Genomic DNA, 18,238 nt, shown 5'->3' with positions numbered 1-18,238 from the left:
GCATACCGTTACAGCAGCGTACGCATCGGACCTCTCGGTGAGGAGGTCGGCATGGTCGAGGAAGTGCTGGGCATCGTCGCGGGAGTGGCTGCCGTCGGCGCGGTGTACGTCGCGGCCGCGGCGCGCGTCGTCAAACAGTACGAGCGCGGGGTGATCCTGCGGCTCGGACGGCTGGCAGGAGAGGTACGCAATCCCGGGTTCACATTGATCATTCCGATCGTGGACCGGCTGCACAAGGTCAACATGCAGATCGTCACGATGCCGGTGCCGGCCCAGGAGGGCATCACCCGCGACAACGTGACCGTGCGCGTGGACGCCGTCGTGTACTTCAAGGTGGTCGAGCCCGCAAGCGCCCTGATCAAGGTCGAGGACTACAAGTACGCGGTCTCGCAGATGGCGCAGACATCCCTGCGCTCGATCATCGGCAAGAGCGACCTGGACGATCTGCTCTCCAACCGCGAGAAGCTCAACCAGGGCCTGGAACTGATGATCGACAGCCCCGCCATCGGCTGGGGCGTGCAGGTGGACCGCGTCGAGATCAAGGACGTGTCCCTACCGGAGTCGATGAAGCGCTCCATGGCCCGGCAGGCCGAGGCGGACCGCGAGCGGCGGGCCCGCATCATCAACGCGGACGCCGAGCTCCAGGCCTCCAAGAAGCTGGCCGAGGCCGCCCATCAGATGGAGGACACCCCCTCCGCGCTCCAGCTGCGGCTCCTGCAGACCGTGATGGCGGTGGCGGCGGAGAAGAACTCCACGCTGGTCCTGCCCATCCCGGTGGAGCTGCTGCGCTTCCTGGAGAGGGGCGGCGAGGAGCAGAGGCCGACCCCACGGCGCTATGCCGCTCCCGCCGTGGAGAGCCCCGCCGACGAGGGCGACCAGCGGGCCGTCGAGCCCCCGGCCGAGCCGGAGATCGAGCCCCTGGCCGAGCCGCAGATCGAGCCTCCGCCCGAACGGGAGGTCGATCGGACGATCGAGGACATCATCGAGGACGCCACAGGCCAGTGACACGTGTGACGACGTGACTCCACGGGCCAGTGGCACGTGAGACGAGGAGATCCCACAGGCCCGTGACACGTGTGACGCACGTGGTTCCACAGGCCCGTTCCAGGTGATAGACACGGCGAGGTCACAGTTCCTGTCCGCCAGCAGGAAGGCTGCCCCATGTCCGAAAACGCGCCCGCAACCGCGTCCGCGTCCACGTCCGGCCGTTCCACCACACGCCGTCAGCTTCTCGCCCGCTCCGGCGCGTTGGGCGTCTCGATCGCCTTCGCCGGAAACCTCACCGAACTCTTCGCGGGCACCGCCGCCGCGCAGAACCTGGGCCACACCGGATACGGCCCGCTGGTCCCCGACCCGCACGGCCTGCTCGATCTGCCGGAAGGTTTCCGCTACCGGGTCCTGTCCCGCGAGGGCGACCGGCTCCGCTCCGGCGAGGGCCCGGTCCCCTCCAACCACGACGGCATGACGGCCCTGCCCGGCAGAGGCGGCCGCGTCCACCTGGTCCGCAACCACGAGAACCGCGCCGACGCCAGGGTCCCCGTCCCGACGGTCGCGGGTCTGACGTACGACCCGGCCGGCAAGGGCGGCTGTACGGCCCTGACCCTCGACCGGCAGGGCACCGTCCTGTCGGAGCGCGTCGCCCTCGCCGGTACGGCCGTCAACTGCGCGGGCGGGCCCACCCCTTGGGGCACCTGGCTGACCTGCGAGGAGACCGAGGACAAGGCGGGCACCAACGGCTACACCAAGGACCACGGCTTCATCTTCGAGGTCGATCCGGCGAACCCGTACCGCTCGGGCGCGGTCCCGCTGACCGCGATGGGCCGCTTCCAGCACGAGGCGATCGCGGTGGACCCGCGGCGCGGCGTCGTCTACGAGACCGAGGACGCCTTCCTCAAGCCCTTCGGCCTGTTCTACCGCTTCCTGCCCCACCAGCCGCACGGCGGCCTGGGCACCCTGCGCGCGGGCGGCCGGCTCCAGGCGATGCGGGTGCCGGGCGTCCCGGACCTCTCGACGATCCAGGAGCCGGGCGCGACCTTCGACGCCGTCGAGTGGGTCGACGTACCGGACCCGCTCGCCACCCGAACCCCCGTCCGCCTGCAGGACTTCGGCCCGAACGGCATCACGCACGCGCAGAAGCTGGAGGGCTGCTATTGGGGCGGCCGCAGCGTCTACTTCGTCTCCTCCTTCGCCCGCAGCGCGGAGGGCTCGGCCGCCGACCACTACGGCCAGATCTGGCGCTACGACCCCGCCGCGCGCCGCCTCACCCTGGTGATCGTCTTCGGCCCCGGCACGGACGTGCGGCTGCCCGGCGAGTCCCCGGACAACATCTGTCTGGCTCCCGGCGGCGGGCTCATGGTCTGCGAGGACGGCAACGGCGCCCAGCACGTCTTCGGCGTGACGCGGCACGGCGAGGTGTACGCGATGGCACGTAACGCCCAGAACCTCGGCACACCCGAGGAGCCGGAGTGGGGCGAGTTCGCCGGGGTCACCTTCTCCCCCGACGGCGGGACGATGTACGTGAACTGCTACACACCGGGCACGACGTTCGCGGTGACGGGCCCCTGGCGCGGGTAGCGGTCCCGTCACGGGTCCATGACCGGAAGCCCCCTTTCCGCACCGTCATCTAACCTGTGCGGCATGAACGCACCGGGGGATCTCGTCGACGGCCGTTTCGAGCTGGTGGAGCGGCTCGGCAGCGGAGGCATGGGCACCGTGTGGCGGGCCCGTGACCGGGTGCTGGACCGCGAGGTCGCGCTCAAGGCGGTGCGGTCCGACGCGGACACGGTCGGGGTGGTGCGCGAGCGGGTGATGCGGGAGGCGCGGGCGCTGGCCCGGCTGAGCCATCCGCATGTGGTGACGATCCATCAGATCGTGGCCGCCGAGCCGCATCCGTGGCTCGTGATGGAGCTGGTGCCGGGTGTCTCGCTGCAGCGGCGGCTGGACGACGGCCCGTTGACGCCGGTCGAGGCGGCCCGGCTCGGACGCGAGGTGCTCGCCGCACTGCGGGCCGCGCACGCGGCGGGCATCCAGCACCGGGACGTCAAGCCGGCCAACATCCTGCTGCGCCCCGACGGCGGGGCCGTCCTCACCGACTTCGGCATCGCCGCCCTCCAGGGCACGACGGGCCTCACGGCCACGGGCGAGCTGATCGGCTCGCCGGAGTACATGGCGCCGGAGCGGATCCGTGGGCATGACGCCGACCACCCGGCCGCCGACCTCTGGTCGCTGGGCGTGGTCCTGTACGTCTGCGCGGAGGGCGTCAGCCCACTGCGCCGCCCGACCACGCTCGCGACCCTGGCCGCCGTACTCGACGAAGAGCTCCCCGCGCCGACCCGCTCGGGCCCGCTGACGCCGGTGCTCGAAGCCCTGCTGGTCAGAGACCCGGCGCAGCGCCCGGACGCCGCCCGGCTGGACGCGATGCTGGCGCAGGTGGAGTCAGGGACCGCGCCGCACTGGGCCACGCAGCCGACGGTGGCAGCCGCGACACCGCCCCCGCCCCCGACTCCCACCCAGCTGGACACCCCGCGCCCCACGCTCCCCCAGCAGGCGGGCGCGCCGCGCAGACGCCGCACCCCCCTGATGGTGGCCGCGGCCCTGGCGCTGGCGATCGCCACGGCCACGGCCCTGGTGTTCGCCCTGCGCCCCGGCGACACGGACGGCGACGACAAGGCCAACGCCACCCCGAACCCTCCGGCCACGGCATCCACCCCCAGTCCGGCAAAGCAAAAGCCGAGCCCCGACACCCCCAGCCCCACACCCACCCCCACACCGGCCGGCCACTGGATCGCCCAGCTCCACTCCGAACCCGTCTCCGCGGGCACCGCCAACCGGGACAGCCGCCTCGCCACCCTCCGCGAGTCGGTCCCGGAGGCCGCCGTCCTGCGCAGCGACGACTACGCCTCCCTGCGCGGCGGCTACTGGGTGTTCTACGCCCCCGGCCCCTTCACCGACGGCCGCGCCGCCCTGTCGTTCTGCGCCGAGCGCGGCCGAACGACGGTGAACACCTGCATGGGCCGCTACCTGAGCACGGACCCGACCGAGTACGACCTCCAGTGCCGCCCTCCGGCCACCGCGCCGACGGGTTCCTGCACGCGCACCGACTGAGCGAGGGCACGGCCCGCCGGGCGGGTGACTGAGGTCCGGCACACCCGTCGGTGGACCGAAATGAGCATGTGATCCTCATATCTTCATACGGTGATCACTCTCGTACGACGCGTCACCGCCGTCTGCGCCCTGGGCGCGGCATTCAGCGCGCTCGCCGCGTGTACGGCGCCCGAGGACACGACCCGCGCCCCGCGTCCGGCGCCCAGCGCCACGGCCGCCGTCTCCCCCGGGGCCGAGCCGCCGACCCTCGCGCCCGGCCCCGCGGGCATGACGCCCGTCTTCGAGCACGGGCCCCGCAACGCGGGCCGGACCGTCGCGCTGACCTTCGACGCCGACATGACCGCCGATCAGGGGCCGCGGGCGGCGCAGGGCGAGCGGTTCGACAATCCGGGGCTGATCGCGGCGCTGCGGGAGCTGAAGGTGCCGGCGACCGTGTTCATGACGGGGCGGTGGGCCGAGCAGTACCCCAGGCAGGCCCGGTCCATCGGACGGGATCCGCTCTTCGAGGTCGCCAACCACTCCTACAGCCACTACGCCTTCACCGACCACTGCTACGGGTTGCCGACCATCGGCGAGGAGCGGATGCGGGCGGACGTGGAGCGGGCGTACACGGTGTTCCGGAAGGTGGGGATCCGTGCCGCGATGCCGTACTTCCGGTTTCCGGGCGGGTGCTACGACCGGCGGGCCCTCAAGGCGCTGACCCCGGTCGGTGTGACGGCCGTGCAGTGGGACGTGGTGAGCGGGGACGCGTTCGCGACGGACGCCGGCGCGGTCGCCCGGGAGGTGCGGCGCGGGGTGCGGCCCGGGTCCGTGGTCGTCCTGCACTGCACGCGCAGCGCGGCTCCGACGACCGAGCGGGTGGTCCGCAGCGTCGTGCCGGAGCTGCGGGCGAAGGGCTTCCGGCTGGTGAAGGTGTCCGAGCTGATCCGGGCCGCGGGCGGGCCGCTCTGAGCGTCCTACGCTGGAGCTATGAGCGAGGACTACTGCACGATCCGGGACGCGGTGAAGCCGACGAAGGCTGACGGGCCGCCGTACGCGGACTGCGTGCTGTGCCGGGAGCCGACCGAGTACCCGGAGTCGTACAAGGGGATCACGCTCTGCCCGGTGTGTGAATGGCAAGAAGCGCAGCGCACCGCCTGTTCAGGGTGACCGGCGGGACGTGAGCGCGCAGGCCGCCGCGGTCGCCGCCGCCGTGAGCAGGGTCGCCGCCACCAGGGGCAGCACCGGCATCGGGACCGTACCCGAGCGTGAGCCCGTGACCAGGCCGCTGACCGCCGCCTGCGCCGGGGAGCCCGTCACCACCACCGACAGCAGGGCCGCGAGCAGCATCGTCGGCACCGCGCGGCCGGTCGAGCGCAGCAGCGGCCAGGTGGTGAGGGCGCCGACGGCCGTGCCGAGCAGGGCGCAGGCCAGCGCGGCGAGCAGCCCGGCCGCACCGGCGGCGAGCCGTGGCACCCGCGTCTGGTGATCCGCGCTCGCGGCATCGCTGATCAGCGTCACGACGACGGTCCCGGCCGTGCCCAGGACCACGGCGGTGCCCAGCGCCACCAGCAGCGCGGCGAGGTGCGCCCGCCCGGGGCCGACCGCGGCGGAGACACAACTGCGGGCGGCGGGCGGCTCGTTGGTGACGCAGATCCGCACCAGCCAGGCGGCCACGGGCAGCAGGGCCGCGGCCGCGTAGCCGAGCGAGTCGAGGATCGGCTGGCCGCTCTGCACACCGATCCCGAGGAACACGACGTACAGGATGAACGGCGGCAGCCAGCGCTGTGAGCGGATGAGCAGGGCGGCCTGGTATCTGAGCAGGGCGTTCATCGGCGGCTCTCGTGGTCGGGGGTCGGCTCCTGGCTCACGCTCACCACGTGCCAGGGAGGCCGGGCGGTCAGCAGGGCACGCAGGAGGATGTCCGAGTGGGACGCGGGCACGGTGAGACGGTGGGTGCCGGGCGTGGGTTCCTCGGCCGAGACGAGCGTGCGGGTCGCGTCGGCGGGGAGTTGCCCGCCCGTCGGTCCCCGGACGACGACGGTCACGCGCGGGCCACCGGATTCCGCGGGCGACCGGTCGTCGCGCTGCTCAAGTCCCGTGTCCCGCACGGTGTACGTCGCGTCGGGCGCCCCCGCCAGGCGGCGCGGGTCGTGGTCCACGAAGACCACGGCGGTGCCGCCCGCGGTCCGTTCGGCGACGGCTCGCTCCAGCTCCGCGCGGGCGTCGGTGTCGAGGCCGGTCCAGGCCTCGTCCAGGACGAGCAGCTCCGGCTGGGCGAGCAGGGCCTGCACGACGGCGACCTTCTGGCTGCTGCCCTTCGACAACTGGGCCATGGGGGTGCGGGCGTAGGGGGCGGCGCCGAAGCGGTCGAGCCACTCCAGGGCGGCGCGGGTGGCCGCCGGCCGGGACAGGCCGTGGACCGTGCCGAGGTGGGTCAGATAGCCGAGGGCGGTGAAGGGGAGGGCGGTGGGGAAGCGTTCGGGGACGTACGCGGTGCGGGGCGCTCCGCTGATGCGGCCCTCCGAGGGGGCGTCTATGCGGGCCAGGAGGCGCAGGAGGGTGGACTTTCCGGTGCCGTTGGGGCCTTGTATGCGGATGAGTGTGCCGGGCTGCACGGTGAGGTGGATGCCTCGTAAGACCCATGGGCCGCGTAGGCCGTAGCGGCGGCCCACGTTGTCCAAATGAAGATCGCGTTGCATGGGGCCATCCTGTCGCATGGCGAGTGCGGCTGAGTGGGGCCGTTCGCGCAGTTCTCTGCGCCCCTTAGGGTTGGCTGTCGTGAGCCATGATTCGACGGCCGGCGGCGACAGTCCCTTCCGGTCCGAGCCCAGTGCACGCGACGTCGCACCGCAGTTCGTGCTGCCTCTCGTCGTGCGTATCGAGCGGGACGCTCCCCCGGCCCGCACCGACGCACTGGAAACCTCCGCCCGCGCCGTACTCGTGATCCTCAGTGACGAGCGATCCGTCGGCGACGGTGAGTGGGCCGAGGTCATGCGGGACTGGCAGGACGCGCGGATCCGCAAGGTCGTGCGGCGCGCCCGTGGGGCCGAGTGGCGGCGGGCCGAGAAGCTGCCCGGGATCACCGTCACCGGGAAGTCCGCCGAGGTGCGGGTGTTCCCGCCCGTGCCGTTGGACGGCTGGCCCAAGGAGCTGGCGAAGCTCCAGGTGTCCGGGACCGACCTCGACGACCCGGAACCGCCCGGGGACGCCGACCCTTCGGCGCCGGTGCTGTGGCTGAACCCCGAGCTCGACATGTCGGCCGGCAAGGCGATGGCCCAGACCGGGCACGCGGCGCAGCTGGCCTGGTGGGAGCTGTCGGACGAGGAGCGGGCCGCCTGGCGCGACGCGGGGTTTGCGCTGGCCGTGCGGACCGCGGACCCGGCCCGCTGGGGTGAGCTGACGAGCGGCCGACTGCCGTTGGTGCGGGACGCGGGGTTCACGGAGATCGCGCCCGGCTCGTGCACCGTCGTCGCCGACCATCCGGCGCTGCGGCGGATGCCCGGCGTCTGAGGTCCCGGCCGCCCGCAATTCCCGGCATCTGAACATCTCCGGCGCCTCGCGCGTACGACCTTGTGGTGGTCGTACGCGGGGTGCGGGGCGTGGGTCCCAACCTCAAATGTTGCTCTGAAGGTGTCCCGCGGGGGGTTCGGTCGGGGCCGGCGGGGCCATACCCCCGTCACGTCCGGCACGTCCGACGAGACGGGGCAGCGGGTACGGGAGAGGCCGAGGAGGGGACGATGGAGCGACTGGGTACGGGAATCGGATGGCGTCCGGAGATCGCGGACGCCGTGGAACGCATGCCGGGCATCGACTGGGTCGAGGCCGTCGCCGAGAACGTCTGCCCCGGGCATCTCCCCGAGTCCCTGGTACGGCTGCGGGAGCGCGGGGTGACCGTGATCCCGCACGGCGTCTCGCTGGGCCTCGGCGGGGCGGAGCGGCCCGACGCCGGGCGGCTGGCCGCGCTCGCCGAGCGGGTGGAGGCGCTGGGGGCGCCGCTGGTCACCGAGCACATCGCGTTCGTACGGGCGGGCGGGCCGCTGACAGCGTCGCCGCACCTCGAGGCGGGGCATCTGCTGCCCGTGCCGCGCACCCGGGACGCCCTCGACGTGCTGTGCGAGAACGTCCGGATCGCGCAGGACGCGCTGCCCGTCCCGCTCGCCGTCGAGAACATCGCGGCGCTCATCTCCTGGCCGGGCGAGGAGATGACCGAGGGGCAGTTCCTGTACGAGCTCGCCGACCGCACGGGCGTACGGCTGCTCATCGACGTGGCCAACCTGCACACCAACCACGTCAACCGGGGCGAGGACCCGGCCAAGGCGCTCGCCGAGCTGCCGCTGGAGGCCATCGCGTACGTCCATGTCGCGGGCGGCTTCGAACGCGACGGCGTCTGGCACGACAGCCACGCCCACCCCGTCCCCCAGCCGGTCCTCGACGTCCTGACGGACCTGGCCTCCCGCGTGTCCCCGCCGGGAGTGCTGCTGGAGCGGGACGAGAACTTCCCCGAACCGGCCGAGCTGGAGCGGGAGTTGGGGTCGATTCGGGGGGCGTTGGAGAAGGGCGCCGACCAGCGTGTCGCTGCCGAGGTCACCTCGCGGGCAACGGCGCCCGAGAAAGGTGCGGCTTCCACCGGCGAGGCCGTCGAGCCCGCCCGCCAGCGGCTCGCCCTCGCGCAGGCCGCGCTGCTCTCCGCGCTCGTCGCGGGGACGCCCGTGCCGGAGGGGTTCGACCGGGTGCGGCTCGGGGTGCAGGCGCGGGCGCTCGCCGGGAAGCGGGCGGACGTCGTGGCGAAGGTCGCGCCCGAGCTGCCGGTGATCCTCGGCGACCGGTACCGGCGGGCCTTCCTCGGGTACTCGCACGGACACCCGATGAGCGACGGTTACCGGCGCGACGCGCTGGACTTCGCCGGGTATCTGCTGGCCGAGGGTCGCTGCGAGGACGCGCGGGTGCGGGCGGAGTTGCGGGAGTGGTGGCTGGAGCGGTCGGGACCGAAGCCGCGCTCCCGGCGGCCCGGGGTGCGGCTGGCGCGCGCCACGCGCCGGGTGCTGCTGCGACGGTGAGCGGGGGCGGCCTACGCCGGACCCCGCTCCCGCGTGGACGCGACCGCGGCCGCCGAGTGTGCCGGGGTTAACACCCCGGCCCGCAGCCGCCTCCACGCGTCCGCTTGGTCCGCGTATGCCACCGTAAGCCCGCCCCCGAAACTCCCCTTTCGCCCGTAACCACCCTGGTTGCAACCATTCGCTCCTGTACGGAAGTTGGCGTAGGCGCCGAAGTAATATGCCAACCCAACCCTCGAAGCGCACTAACGTGCGGTGCCGCAACAGGAGGCACCATGCGACCGCGTCCCCCCATCACCGGCAGAGGCATCGTCAGCGGCACCGGGATCATCATCACGGGCCTGGTGGCGACGCTGCTGGCGATGATCTTTCCGATCTGGTCGTACGCCGACCGGTCCGGGACCGGTCTGGACGTACTGAACGCCGACACCGTCTCGACCGGCTACGGGCCGCTGTCCGCCCTCGACCGCGAGTTCGTCACGAAGGTCCGCCTCGCCGGGCTGTGGGAGCTGCCCGCCGGCCGGGAGGCCCGGCAGAAGGGCACCACCGCGGCCGTACGGACCGCAGGAGAGCACCTCATCGAGGGGCACGCGTTCCTGGACGAGCGGGTGCGTGACGTCGCGGCCCAGCTCAGCCTCCAACTGCCCAACGAGCCCACCGAGCAGCAGCAGGGGTGGCTGGCGACCCTGAACGCGGCCCAGGGTGTGGAGTACGACCGGCAGTTCGCGAACATCCTGCGGCTGGCGCACGGCAAGGTGTTCTCCGTCGTCGCCCAGGTCCGGGCCAGTACGCGCAACTCCCTCGTGCGGGGGCTCGCCGACGACGCCAACACCACCGTGCTGGACCACATCACGGTCCTGGAGGCCACCGGCTACGTCGACTTCGACGCCCTGGCCCGGGACATGGTCGCGGACAGCACCCCTCCGCTCACACCCTCCCCCGCCCCGCCGGGTCCGACGACCGACCCTGCTCCGGCCGTGCCGATGACCCCACCGCCGTCGCCGACGTACACGCTGCCGCCGGCCGCCGCCAGCCCGCGCGGGGAGGACACCGAGGGCTCCTGAGGGCCGTACGCCCCGATCCGGAACGTCACATCCCGGCAACTCTCCGTCCGTATCGTGAACGACCCATGGCGTGCACAGAGCCTTTGGCATAGAAACGCGGCATGTTCTGGGTCCTTCTCCTACTGCTGGCCTGGGCCGTCGCCGGCACGGCGTGCACGCGGCTGTGCCTGGCCGCCGTTCACACCGCTGTCATGGACACGAAAGAGGCGACCGCGGCCCCGGACCACGATCTGACGCTGTACGAGGCCGCGTTCCTGTCCGGCGGCCCCCGACGGGTCGCCGATCTGACCCTCGTCTCCATGGCGCGCCAGCAGCGGCTGCTGCTCGCGCGCACCGGCTGGGCGACGGTCGTCGATCCGCGCGGGCGGGACGAGATGGAACGCTCGGTGATAGGGGCCATCGGGCCGCAGGGCCAGTCCCGGATCGAGCCGGTGCGGGACGCCGCGGCCGCCGCCGACGCGGTGGGCAGCCTCGCCGACCGGCTGGTCAGCGCGGGCCTCGCCGTGCCCGACGCGGCGCGCGACGACATAGGCGCCGCGGTCCGTCAGGTGCGGCTCGCCGCGGCTGCCGTGGCGGCGCTCGGCGCGATCGCCCTGCTGGCGCCCGACCGGTCCGAGATGCCGGCGCATCTGGTCGCGCTGTGGTTCACGCTGCCGTTCGTGCTCACCCTGAGCTGCCTCGCCATCGCCCGCATCGAGATCCATCCGTACACGCGGTGGGCCTCCCCTGCCGGGCAGCGGCTGCTGAGCGCCCTGGTGCGGCACTCGGGGGGCGGCGACGACCGTATGTATCTCACCTCCGTCGCCGTACGGGGCGTGCGCGCGATCGGCGAGCCGGACCTTCGTGCGGCCTTCGCGCACCGCGAGCAGCACCATGAGGCGATGCACTGGCGCGAGTGACGACGCGGTAAGTCGATGACTCATAGGGGGCATTGCGGCGACTTCGGCGAGGCGGTGCTTGCCTTCATCAACAGACGAACCAAATATCCCTTTTGTTGCTGCCGTGCACCGAAGGGAAATGCCATGCGAGCTGCCGCCCTCTACTCGGCCGCGGGGGCCTTGCTCCTGTCCTCACTCTCCCTGGCCCCGGCCGGCAACGCCGGGGCGGCCCCGAGGACGGACGAGCGGCACGGTACGGCGGTGGCCGCCGCGCGCGCCGAGGCGGCCGGCATCGCCTTCCGTCGCTGCCCCAAGGAGCAGGGCCTGCCGGGCAACGTGCAGTGCGGCACGGTGTCCGTCCCGCTGTACTACTCCCGCCCCTACGGCAAGCAGATCCGGCTCCTCGTCAGCCGGGCCACGGCCACGCACAAGGACCCGCACAACAGCAAGCGCCGGGTGCCGGGGCAGGGTGCCCTGGTCTACAACCCGGGCGGACCGGGCGCCTCCGGCGTGCAGTTCCCGCTGATCGGGGTCATCCCGGCGTGGAAGCGGCTGGCGGCCGCCTACGACCTGGTCGGCTACGCCCCGCGCGGAGTGGGACCCTCCGCCCCGCTGACCTGCCAGGACCCCAAGCACATCGCCAAGGGGCCCTCGCTCGCGCCGACGTTCCCCTCGGAGGCGTACAAGAAGGAGCGCGTCGAGCGGGCGAAGGCGTACGCGCGCGGCTGCGCCGAGCGTGCCGGGAGCGCGCTTCAGTACTACAACTCCCTCAACAACGCCCGTGACCTGGACGTCCTGCGCGCCGCGCTGCGCGAGAAGAAGCTGACCTTCATGGGCGCGTCGTACGGCACCTACTTCGGCGCGCTGTACGCGCACCTCTTCCCCCAGCACGTGCGGCGGATGGTGTTCGACTCGGCGGTGAACCCCGACCCCAAGCAGATCTGGTACCACAGCAACCTGGCCCAGTCGGCGGCGTTCGAGGGGCGCTGGACGGACTTCCGGGAGTGGGTCGCCGAGCACGACAACGTGTACGGGCTCGGCGTCACCGCCGCGGAGGTGCTGGCCAGTTACGAGAAGGTGCGGGCGCGGCTCGCGGCGCGGCCGGCCGGCGGGAAGATCGGGCCGGGGCAGTTGCAGGAGGCATTCCTCCAGGCCGGCTACTACGACGACTACTGGCCCTCGCGGGCGCAGGCGCTCTCGGCGTATCTGAAGGGCGACGCCAAGCCGCTGGTCGAGCTGGCCTCGCCGGTGACGGAGGCGGCGGCCGAGGAGGAGAACACGAACGCGGTGTACACGGCCGTGGAGTGCAATGACGCGCCCTGGCCGACGGACTGGGCGGTCTGGGACCGGGACAACACGCGGCTGGCACGGGTGGCGCCGTTCGAGACCTGGGACAACGCGTGGATGAACCTGCCGTGCGCCTTCTGGCAGGCGCCCCGGCAGAAGGCCGTGGACGTGCGGACCGGGCCGGGTGAGCTGCCGCCGACGCTGATCCTGGCCGCCGAGCGGGATGCCGCCACACCGTACGAGGGGGCGCTGGAGATGCACCGGCGGCTCGCGGGCTCGGTCCTGGTGACCGAGCGGGACGCCGGGACGCACGGCATCGCGTACGGCCCGAACGCCTGCGTCAACGGCCACGTCGACGCGTATCTGCTGGAGGGCCGTCTGCCGGGGCGGCGCGCGGCGTGCGAGGGGCACCCCGCGCCGAAGCCGACCGCTGCGGCCAAGCGCCAGCACAAGACGGCGGCCGCCCGGCGTCCGTAGCCGGTCGCTCCCCCAAGCTCTCGGCTTCGCTCGAGCAGGGGGGACCCCCATCGCGGCGGAGCCGCAGTGTGACGCAGCCCCGCGCCCCTTTCGGGGTGCGGGGCTGCGTCACACTTCAAGAAACCCGGTCAGGCGAGCCCGGCCACCAGCTCCGCAACGGACTTGCGGCGGCCGGTGTAGAACGGCACCTCCTCGCGGACGTGCATCCGGGCCTCGGAGGCACGCAGGTGGCGCATGAGGTCGACGATGCGGTAGAGCTCGTCGGCCTCGAAGGCCAGGATCCACTCGTAGTCGCCCAGCGAGAACGAGGCGACCGTGTTGGCGCGCACGTCCGGGTAACCGCGGGCCATCTTGCCGTGGTCGGCGAGCATGCGGCGGCGGTCCTCGTCGGGCAGCAGGTACCAGTCGTAGGAGCGCACAAAGGGGTACACGCTGACGTAGTTCCGCGGCGTCTCGTCGGCAAGGAACGCCGGGATGTGCGAGCGGTTGAACTCGGCGGGGCGGTGCAGCGCCATGTTCGACCAGACCGGCTCGAGCGCGCGGCCCAGCTTGGTGCGGCGGAAGAGGTTGTACGCGTCCTGGAGCTGGTCGGCGGTCTCCGCGTGCCACCAGATCATGACGTCGGCGTCGGCGCGCAGCCCGGACACGTCGTAGGTGCCGCGGATCGTCACGTCCTTGGCGGCGAGCTGGTCGAACAGCTCCTGGACCTCGTCGGCATAGCCCGCGCGGTCCTCGGGGAGCACGTCCTTCAGCCTGAAGACGGACCAGAGGGTGTAGCGGATGACCTCGTTGAGGTCCTTGGCCAGCTTGCCCTTGTTCGGGATCCTGCCGGACTCGGTGGTGGAGGCGTCGTCGCTCATGCCCTTATTCTCCCGCTCCGCCGTGCAGACTCTGCACCGGGTTGGCGGTGAGCTCCTGCACACCGCGCAGATCACCCTCCAGCTGGTCGGCGGCGGCGTACGCGCTCGCGATGCACGCCGGGATGCCCACGCCGTCGTACTGCGCGCCGCACACCGCGAGGCCGGGGAGTCTGGCCACGTGTTCGCGGATGCGGGCCACGCGCGTGTGGTGGCCGACGGGGTACTGGGGCAGGCCGTCGGTCCAGCGGGTCACCCGGGTCTGAAGGGGGGTGGCGTCGAGGCCGGTGGCCTCCTTGAGGTCCCGCCGGGAGACGTCGACGAGGTGGTCGTCGTCCCGCCCCAGGATCTCCGTCTCGCCGTACCGCCCGACGGAGGTGCGCAGGACGAGGGTGTCCGGGTCCTCGTCGGCGATCCAGCCCCACTTCTGGGAGGCGAACGTCGACGCCTTGATGGTGCGTCCGTCGACCGGCGGCACGAGGAAGCCGCTGCCCGCCGGAAGGCCGGCGTCGGCTCGGCGGTAGGCGAGGGTGATCAGGGCCATGGAGGCGTACTCGACGCCGTCCAGCTCGGCGGCGGCCTCGGGGGCCTCGGCGCGCAGCAGGGCAGCGGCGGCCGGGGCGGGGACGGCGACGACGACCGCGTCGGCGCGCAGCACCCGGTCACCGGCGACCACGCGCCAGCCGCCGGACGCCTCGCGGCGCAGCTCCGTCACCGGCGCCCCGGTCACGATGTCGCCGCCCCGCGCGCGCACCGACTGTGCGACGGCGAGCGGGAGTTGGCCGACGCCGCCCTCGATGCCCATGAACACGGGCCCGGTCTGCTGGTTCGCGGCTGCCTTGGCCTGGATCTCGCGGACTGCCTCGGTGAGCGAGTCGTGGGTCTTCGCCGCCTGGTAGAGCTGCGGGACCGCCGAGCGCATCGAGATCCGGTACGCGTCGCCCGCGTACACGCCGCCCAACAGGGGCTCGACCAGGCGGTCGACGACCTCGCGGCCGAGGCGGGCCGCCACGAACTCGCCGACCGCCACGTCGTCCCCGACCTCGGTGCGGGGCAGGTCGGCGTCGCGCTCGATGCGGGCCAGCCCTTCGTCGGACAGGACGCCGGAGAGGGCGGCGGCGGTGCCCGGGACGCCCATCACATGTCCCTTGGGCATGGGGCGCAGGGCACCGCGGGTCCAGATCGAGGCCGTAGCGGTGGCGGGCTGCTGGAGGCGCTCGTCGAGGCCCACCTCGCGCGCGAGGGCGACCGCCTCGGGGCGGCGGGCCAGCATCGACTCGGCGCCGAGGTCCACGCGCACACCGGCGATCTCGCCGGGCAGCAGCTTGCCGCCGACCCGGTCCGACGCCTCCAGGACGGTCACGTGCCGGCCGGCGTCCAGCAGGCGATGGGCCGCGGCGAGCCCGGCGATACCGCCCCCGATGACGACGACCTGGCCCGTTTCCGTACGAGTCTCCACTTCGCGCATGTCCACAGCCTCTCAGACCCCACTGACAACCCTCCGCGCCCCGGTGTCCTTCACGAGTCCCGACCGTGACCGCATCGGGACCGTTTCCCGCCAACGTTCCGCGGGACCCCGGCGTCGAAGAAGCGTCAGTCGTCACGACGACCCTCGGGGGTACGCCCAATGCGCACACGACGTTCCGCACGATCCGTACGGCCTGTTCAGGCCCTGGCCGGCCTCCTGCTGGCCACCGCCCTCGCGCTCACCGGATGCAGCGGCGCGAACGACTCGGGGGGCGACAGCGGGGCCGCCGCTGCCGACGCCGGCCAGGCGGACTCCAAGGCGGAAGGGAGTCAGGGCGCTCCCGGCAGCGGCGCCGACGCCGACGCAGGCAAGCGCGCCACTCCGGTCAAGGTCCCCGCGACCCACATCATCCGCACCGCCTCGCTGACCGTGCAGGTCAAGGACGTGCCCAACGCCCTCGACGAGGCCCGTACGACCATCGAGAACGCGGGCGGCTTCGTCGGCGACGAGACCACCACCCGCGATGAGGAGGGCCACGAGCACACCCGCGTCGTCCTGCGCGTGCCCGTCGACCAGTACGCCGAGGTCCTCGCGGACCTGGAGGGCGCGGGCAAGCTGATCGAGCGCAGCGCGAAGGCGCAGGACGTCACCGACCAGGTCGTGGACGTGGAGAGCCGCATCAAGACGCAGCGGGCCAGCGTGGCCCGGATCCGCGAGCTGATGGACCAGGCGACGAGGCTCAGCGACGTGGTGACGCTGGAGGGCGAGCTGAGCAGCCGGCAGGCCGACCTGGAGTCGCTGCTGGCCCAGCAGGCGTCCCTGAAGGACCGCACCAGCCTGGCGACCATCACGCTGTCCCTGTCCGAGACGCCGGTGAAGAAGGCCGCGAAGGACGACGATCCGGGCTTCGTGGACGCGCTCGCGGGTGGCTGGAACGCGTTCGTGACGATGGTGCGCTGGCTTGCGGTGGCGTTCGGCGCGGTGCTGCCGTTCGCGGCGGTGGCGGCGCTGCTCGTGCTGCTGTGGCTGAAGGTTCTGCGCCCCCGGCTGCCGCGCCGGCCGGCGTCCGTGCCCGCGACCACCGCGCTCGGCCCGCTGCCGGCCGCCCGGCCCGCTCCGTCCCCCACGCGCGCGGGAGACGAAAAGGGCGGCGAGCAGGACTGAAATTCCGTGCACCCGTAGCGTGTTCGCATGACCATGAGCGCTACGACGGGTGTGCCGGGCAAGCGGGAACGGCTGGTGGTGATCGGCGGCGACGCCGCGGGGATGTCCGCGGCGTCGCAGGCGAGACGCCTGAGGAGCGCCGAGGAGTTGGAGATCGTGGCCTTCGAGCGCGGCCACTTCACCTCCTTCTCGGCGTGCGGCATCCCGTACTGGGTGGGCGGCGACGTGCCCGAGCGGGACCGGCTGATCGCCCGTACGCCCGAGGAGCACCGCGCACGGGACATCGACCTGCGCATGCGGACGGAGGTCGTGGAGATCGACGTGCCCGGCCGCCGGGTACGCGCGCGTGACGTCGATTCCGGCGCCGAGTCCTGGACGTCGTACGACAAGCTCGTGATCGGGACCGGCGCCCGCCCGATCCGCCCCGACATGCCGGGCGTGGACGCCCCCGGCGTCCACGGCGTGCAGACCCTCGACGACGGCCAGGCCCTGCTCGACACGCTGGCACGCACGCGTGGCCGTCGCGCGGTGGTGGTCGGCGCCGGCTACATCGGCGTGGAGATGGCCGAGGCGCTCATCAACCGCGGCTACGAGGTGACGGTCGTCAACCGTGGCAGCGAACCCATGTCGACGCTCGACCCCGACATGGGCCGCCTCGTACACGCGGCCATGGAGGGCCTGGGCATCACCATGGTCAACGACACCGAGGTCACCAAGATCCTCACCGGCGAGGACGGCACCGTCCGCGCGGTGGCCACGCAGGACGCCGAGTACCCGGCGGACGTGGTCGTCCTGGGCATCGGCGTCCGCCCGGAAACGGCGCTCGCGCGTGCCGCCGGCCTCCCCCTCGGCGACCACGGCGGCCTGCTGACCGACCTCGCCATGCGCGTGCGCGGCCACGAGAACATCTGGGCGGGCGGCGACTGCGTGGAGGTCCTCGACCTGGTCTCCGGCCAGGAACGCCACATCGCCCTCGGCACCCACGCCAACAAACACGGCCAGGTCATCGGCACGAACGCCGGCGGCGGCTACGCCACGTTCCCCGGCGTGGTCGGCACGGCCGTCAGCAAGGTCTGCGACCTGGAGATCGCCCGCACGGGCCTGCGCGAGAAGGACGCACGCAGGGCGGGCTTGCAGTACGTCACCGCCACGATCGAGTCGACGAGCCGCGCGGGCTACTACCCGGGGGCCTCCCTCATGAAGGTCAAAATGCTCGCCGAACGCCGCACGGGACGCCTACTGGGCGTACAGATCGTGGGCAGGGAGGGCGCGGCGAAGAGGGTGGACATCGCGGCGGTCGCCTTGACGGCGGGCATGACGGTGGAACAGATGACGTCCCTGGACCTGGGATACGCCCCACCGTTCTCCCCGGTCTGGGACCCGGTACTGGTAGCGGCCCGTAAAGCTGTAAAGGCGGTAGGACAACCCACCTAGGGGCGCGGGGCTGTTTCGATTTGCGGCTCCGCCGCGTGGGCGCGACCAGCCACATACGGCCCGCACCCGCCGAACCACCCTCACCCCCATGGCGCTCAAGCGCTGCCGTTGATCCTCTCAATGGCCTGCCGAGCCTGCTCAGCCGGCGGCCGGGAAGGCAACGAAGACACGGACGCACTCACACTCGGCGGCATGGCGGCAGCCGGCTGCTCCCCCGCCGGCTTCGCATGCGCAGCCCCCCGCGGGGACCGCAACCGATGACTCACCGCCTCATCCAGCGTCACCGGCCGCTGCATCTGCGCGGCGAGCCGCCCCGCCTCCTGACCCAGCCGCGCGACGTCTTCCCACGGCAGCCGCACCACCACGGCGATCTCGGCCTCACCGTCGGGCAACGCGTGAATCGGAGGAGTAACTCGGTCGTTCATCGCCTGTTCCTCACGTAGAGCGGTTGCCGAGTCATACGCACACG

General features: G+C 72.6%; 17 protein-coding genes. 12 read left to right on the top strand and 5 right to left on the bottom strand.

From position 1 onward, the window contains the following. Positions 1–51 precede the first annotated feature (51 nt). From OG254_RS36645 to OG254_RS36625, 5 genes are all read left to right on the top strand, one after another. Positions 52–1,005: a slipin family protein gene (locus tag OG254_RS36645; RefSeq protein ID WP_405590564.1), complete on the top strand. Its 954-nt coding sequence runs from the start codon at positions 52–54 to the stop codon at positions 1,003–1,005. Positions 1,006–1,161: 156 nt separating this feature from the next. Then, positions 1,162–2,574, top strand: coding sequence for a PhoX family protein (locus tag OG254_RS36640; RefSeq protein WP_405590561.1), 1,413 nt, complete (start codon positions 1,162–1,164; stop codon positions 2,572–2,574). A 63-nt stretch (positions 2,575–2,637) separates the two neighbouring features. Then, positions 2,638–4,104 carry a serine/threonine-protein kinase gene (locus OG254_RS36635; RefSeq protein WP_405590558.1) on the top strand — a complete coding sequence of 489 codons (1,467 nt, stop codon included), beginning with the start codon at positions 2,638–2,640 and terminating at the stop codon, positions 4,102–4,104. 90 nt (positions 4,105–4,194) lie between these two features. Then, positions 4,195–5,055 (top strand): polysaccharide deacetylase family protein, encoded by an 861-nt coding sequence (locus tag OG254_RS36630; RefSeq protein WP_405590555.1) that lies wholly within the window; start codon positions 4,195–4,197, stop codon positions 5,053–5,055. A gap of 18 nt (positions 5,056–5,073) precedes the next feature. Next, positions 5,074–5,253 (top strand): hypothetical protein, encoded by a 180-nt coding sequence (locus OG254_RS36625; RefSeq protein ID WP_405590552.1) that lies wholly within the window; start codon positions 5,074–5,076, stop codon positions 5,251–5,253. Here the strand turns inward: OG254_RS36625 and OG254_RS36620 are convergent. Next, complete coding sequence (locus tag OG254_RS36620; RefSeq protein ID WP_405590549.1) at positions 5,245–5,916, bottom strand: ABC transporter; 672 nt, start codon at positions 5,914–5,916, stop codon at positions 5,245–5,247. The two genes, OG254_RS36625 and OG254_RS36620, sit on opposite strands and share 9 nt — an antisense overlap. Continuing rightward, positions 5,913–6,785 carry an ATP-binding cassette domain-containing protein gene (locus OG254_RS36615; protein ID WP_405590546.1) on the bottom strand — a complete coding sequence of 291 codons (873 nt, stop codon included), beginning with the start codon at positions 6,783–6,785 and terminating at the stop codon, positions 5,913–5,915. The genes OG254_RS36620 and OG254_RS36615 overlap by 4 nt, the downstream gene beginning before the upstream one ends. A gap of 79 nt (positions 6,786–6,864) precedes the next feature. On the opposite strand from OG254_RS36615, the gene OG254_RS36610 reads away from it, so the two are divergent. The 5 genes from OG254_RS36610 (at position 6,865) to OG254_RS36590 (ending at position 12,846) form a co-directional block, all read left to right on the top strand. Beyond that, positions 6,865–7,596, top strand: coding sequence for an aminoacyl-tRNA hydrolase (locus OG254_RS36610; RefSeq protein WP_405590543.1), 732 nt, complete (start codon positions 6,865–6,867; stop codon positions 7,594–7,596). Positions 7,597–7,823: 227 nt separating this feature from the next. Then, on the top strand, positions 7,824–9,143 hold the full coding sequence (locus OG254_RS36605) for a DUF692 domain-containing protein (protein ID WP_405590540.1): 1,320 nt from the start codon (positions 7,824–7,826) through the stop codon (positions 9,141–9,143). A gap of 272 nt (positions 9,144–9,415) precedes the next feature. Then, positions 9,416–10,204, top strand: coding sequence for a DUF4142 domain-containing protein (locus OG254_RS36600; protein ID WP_405590537.1), 789 nt, complete (start codon positions 9,416–9,418; stop codon positions 10,202–10,204). A gap of 101 nt (positions 10,205–10,305) precedes the next feature. Continuing rightward, positions 10,306–11,103, top strand: a complete 798-nt coding sequence (locus tag OG254_RS36595) for a TIGR04222 domain-containing membrane protein (protein WP_405590535.1) — start codon at positions 10,306–10,308, stop codon at positions 11,101–11,103. 123 nt (positions 11,104–11,226) lie between these two features. Further along, entirely contained in the window at positions 11,227–12,846 is a 1,620-nt protein-coding gene (locus OG254_RS36590; protein WP_405590532.1) for an alpha/beta hydrolase, read from the top strand. A 128-nt stretch (positions 12,847–12,974) separates the two neighbouring features. Here OG254_RS36590 and hemQ read toward each other — a convergent pair whose 3' ends face one another. Together hemQ and hemG are read right to left on the bottom strand one after the other, a co-directional pair. Further along, a complete protein-coding gene (hemQ, locus tag OG254_RS36585; protein WP_405590530.1) occupies positions 12,975–13,706 on the bottom strand; it encodes a hydrogen peroxide-dependent heme synthase in 732 nt (243 codons plus the stop codon). 4 nt (positions 13,707–13,710) lie between these two features. Next, positions 13,711–15,171 carry a protoporphyrinogen oxidase gene (gene hemG / locus OG254_RS36580; RefSeq protein ID WP_405590528.1) on the bottom strand — a complete coding sequence of 487 codons (1,461 nt, stop codon included), beginning with the start codon at positions 15,169–15,171 and terminating at the stop codon, positions 13,711–13,713. 159 nt (positions 15,172–15,330) lie between these two features. Between hemG and OG254_RS36575 the strand changes: the two genes are divergently transcribed. Both OG254_RS36575 and OG254_RS36570 read left to right on the top strand, forming a co-directional pair. Beyond that, positions 15,331–16,335: a DUF4349 domain-containing protein gene (locus OG254_RS36575; RefSeq protein ID WP_405590525.1), complete on the top strand. Its 1,005-nt coding sequence runs from the start codon at positions 15,331–15,333 to the stop codon at positions 16,333–16,335. Between the two features lie 33 nt (positions 16,336–16,368). Next, on the top strand, positions 16,369–17,769 hold the full coding sequence (locus OG254_RS36570; RefSeq protein WP_405595389.1) for an FAD-dependent oxidoreductase: 1,401 nt from the start codon (positions 16,369–16,371) through the stop codon (positions 17,767–17,769). Positions 17,770–17,864: 95 nt separating this feature from the next. On the opposite strand, the gene OG254_RS36565 is transcribed toward OG254_RS36570, so the two are convergent. After that, positions 17,865–18,194: a hypothetical protein gene (locus OG254_RS36565; RefSeq protein WP_405590522.1), complete on the bottom strand. Its 330-nt coding sequence runs from the start codon at positions 18,192–18,194 to the stop codon at positions 17,865–17,867. Positions 18,195–18,238: the final 44 nt, after the last annotated feature.

It is taken from the genome of Streptomyces sp. NBC_01092, from assembly GCF_045039535.1.
Taxonomy (GTDB): Bacteria; Actinomycetota; Actinomycetes; order Streptomycetales; family Streptomycetaceae; genus Streptomyces.
The sequence above is the reverse complement of the archived record's forward strand: the minus strand, read 5'-3'. Positions and strand labels throughout refer to the sequence as shown.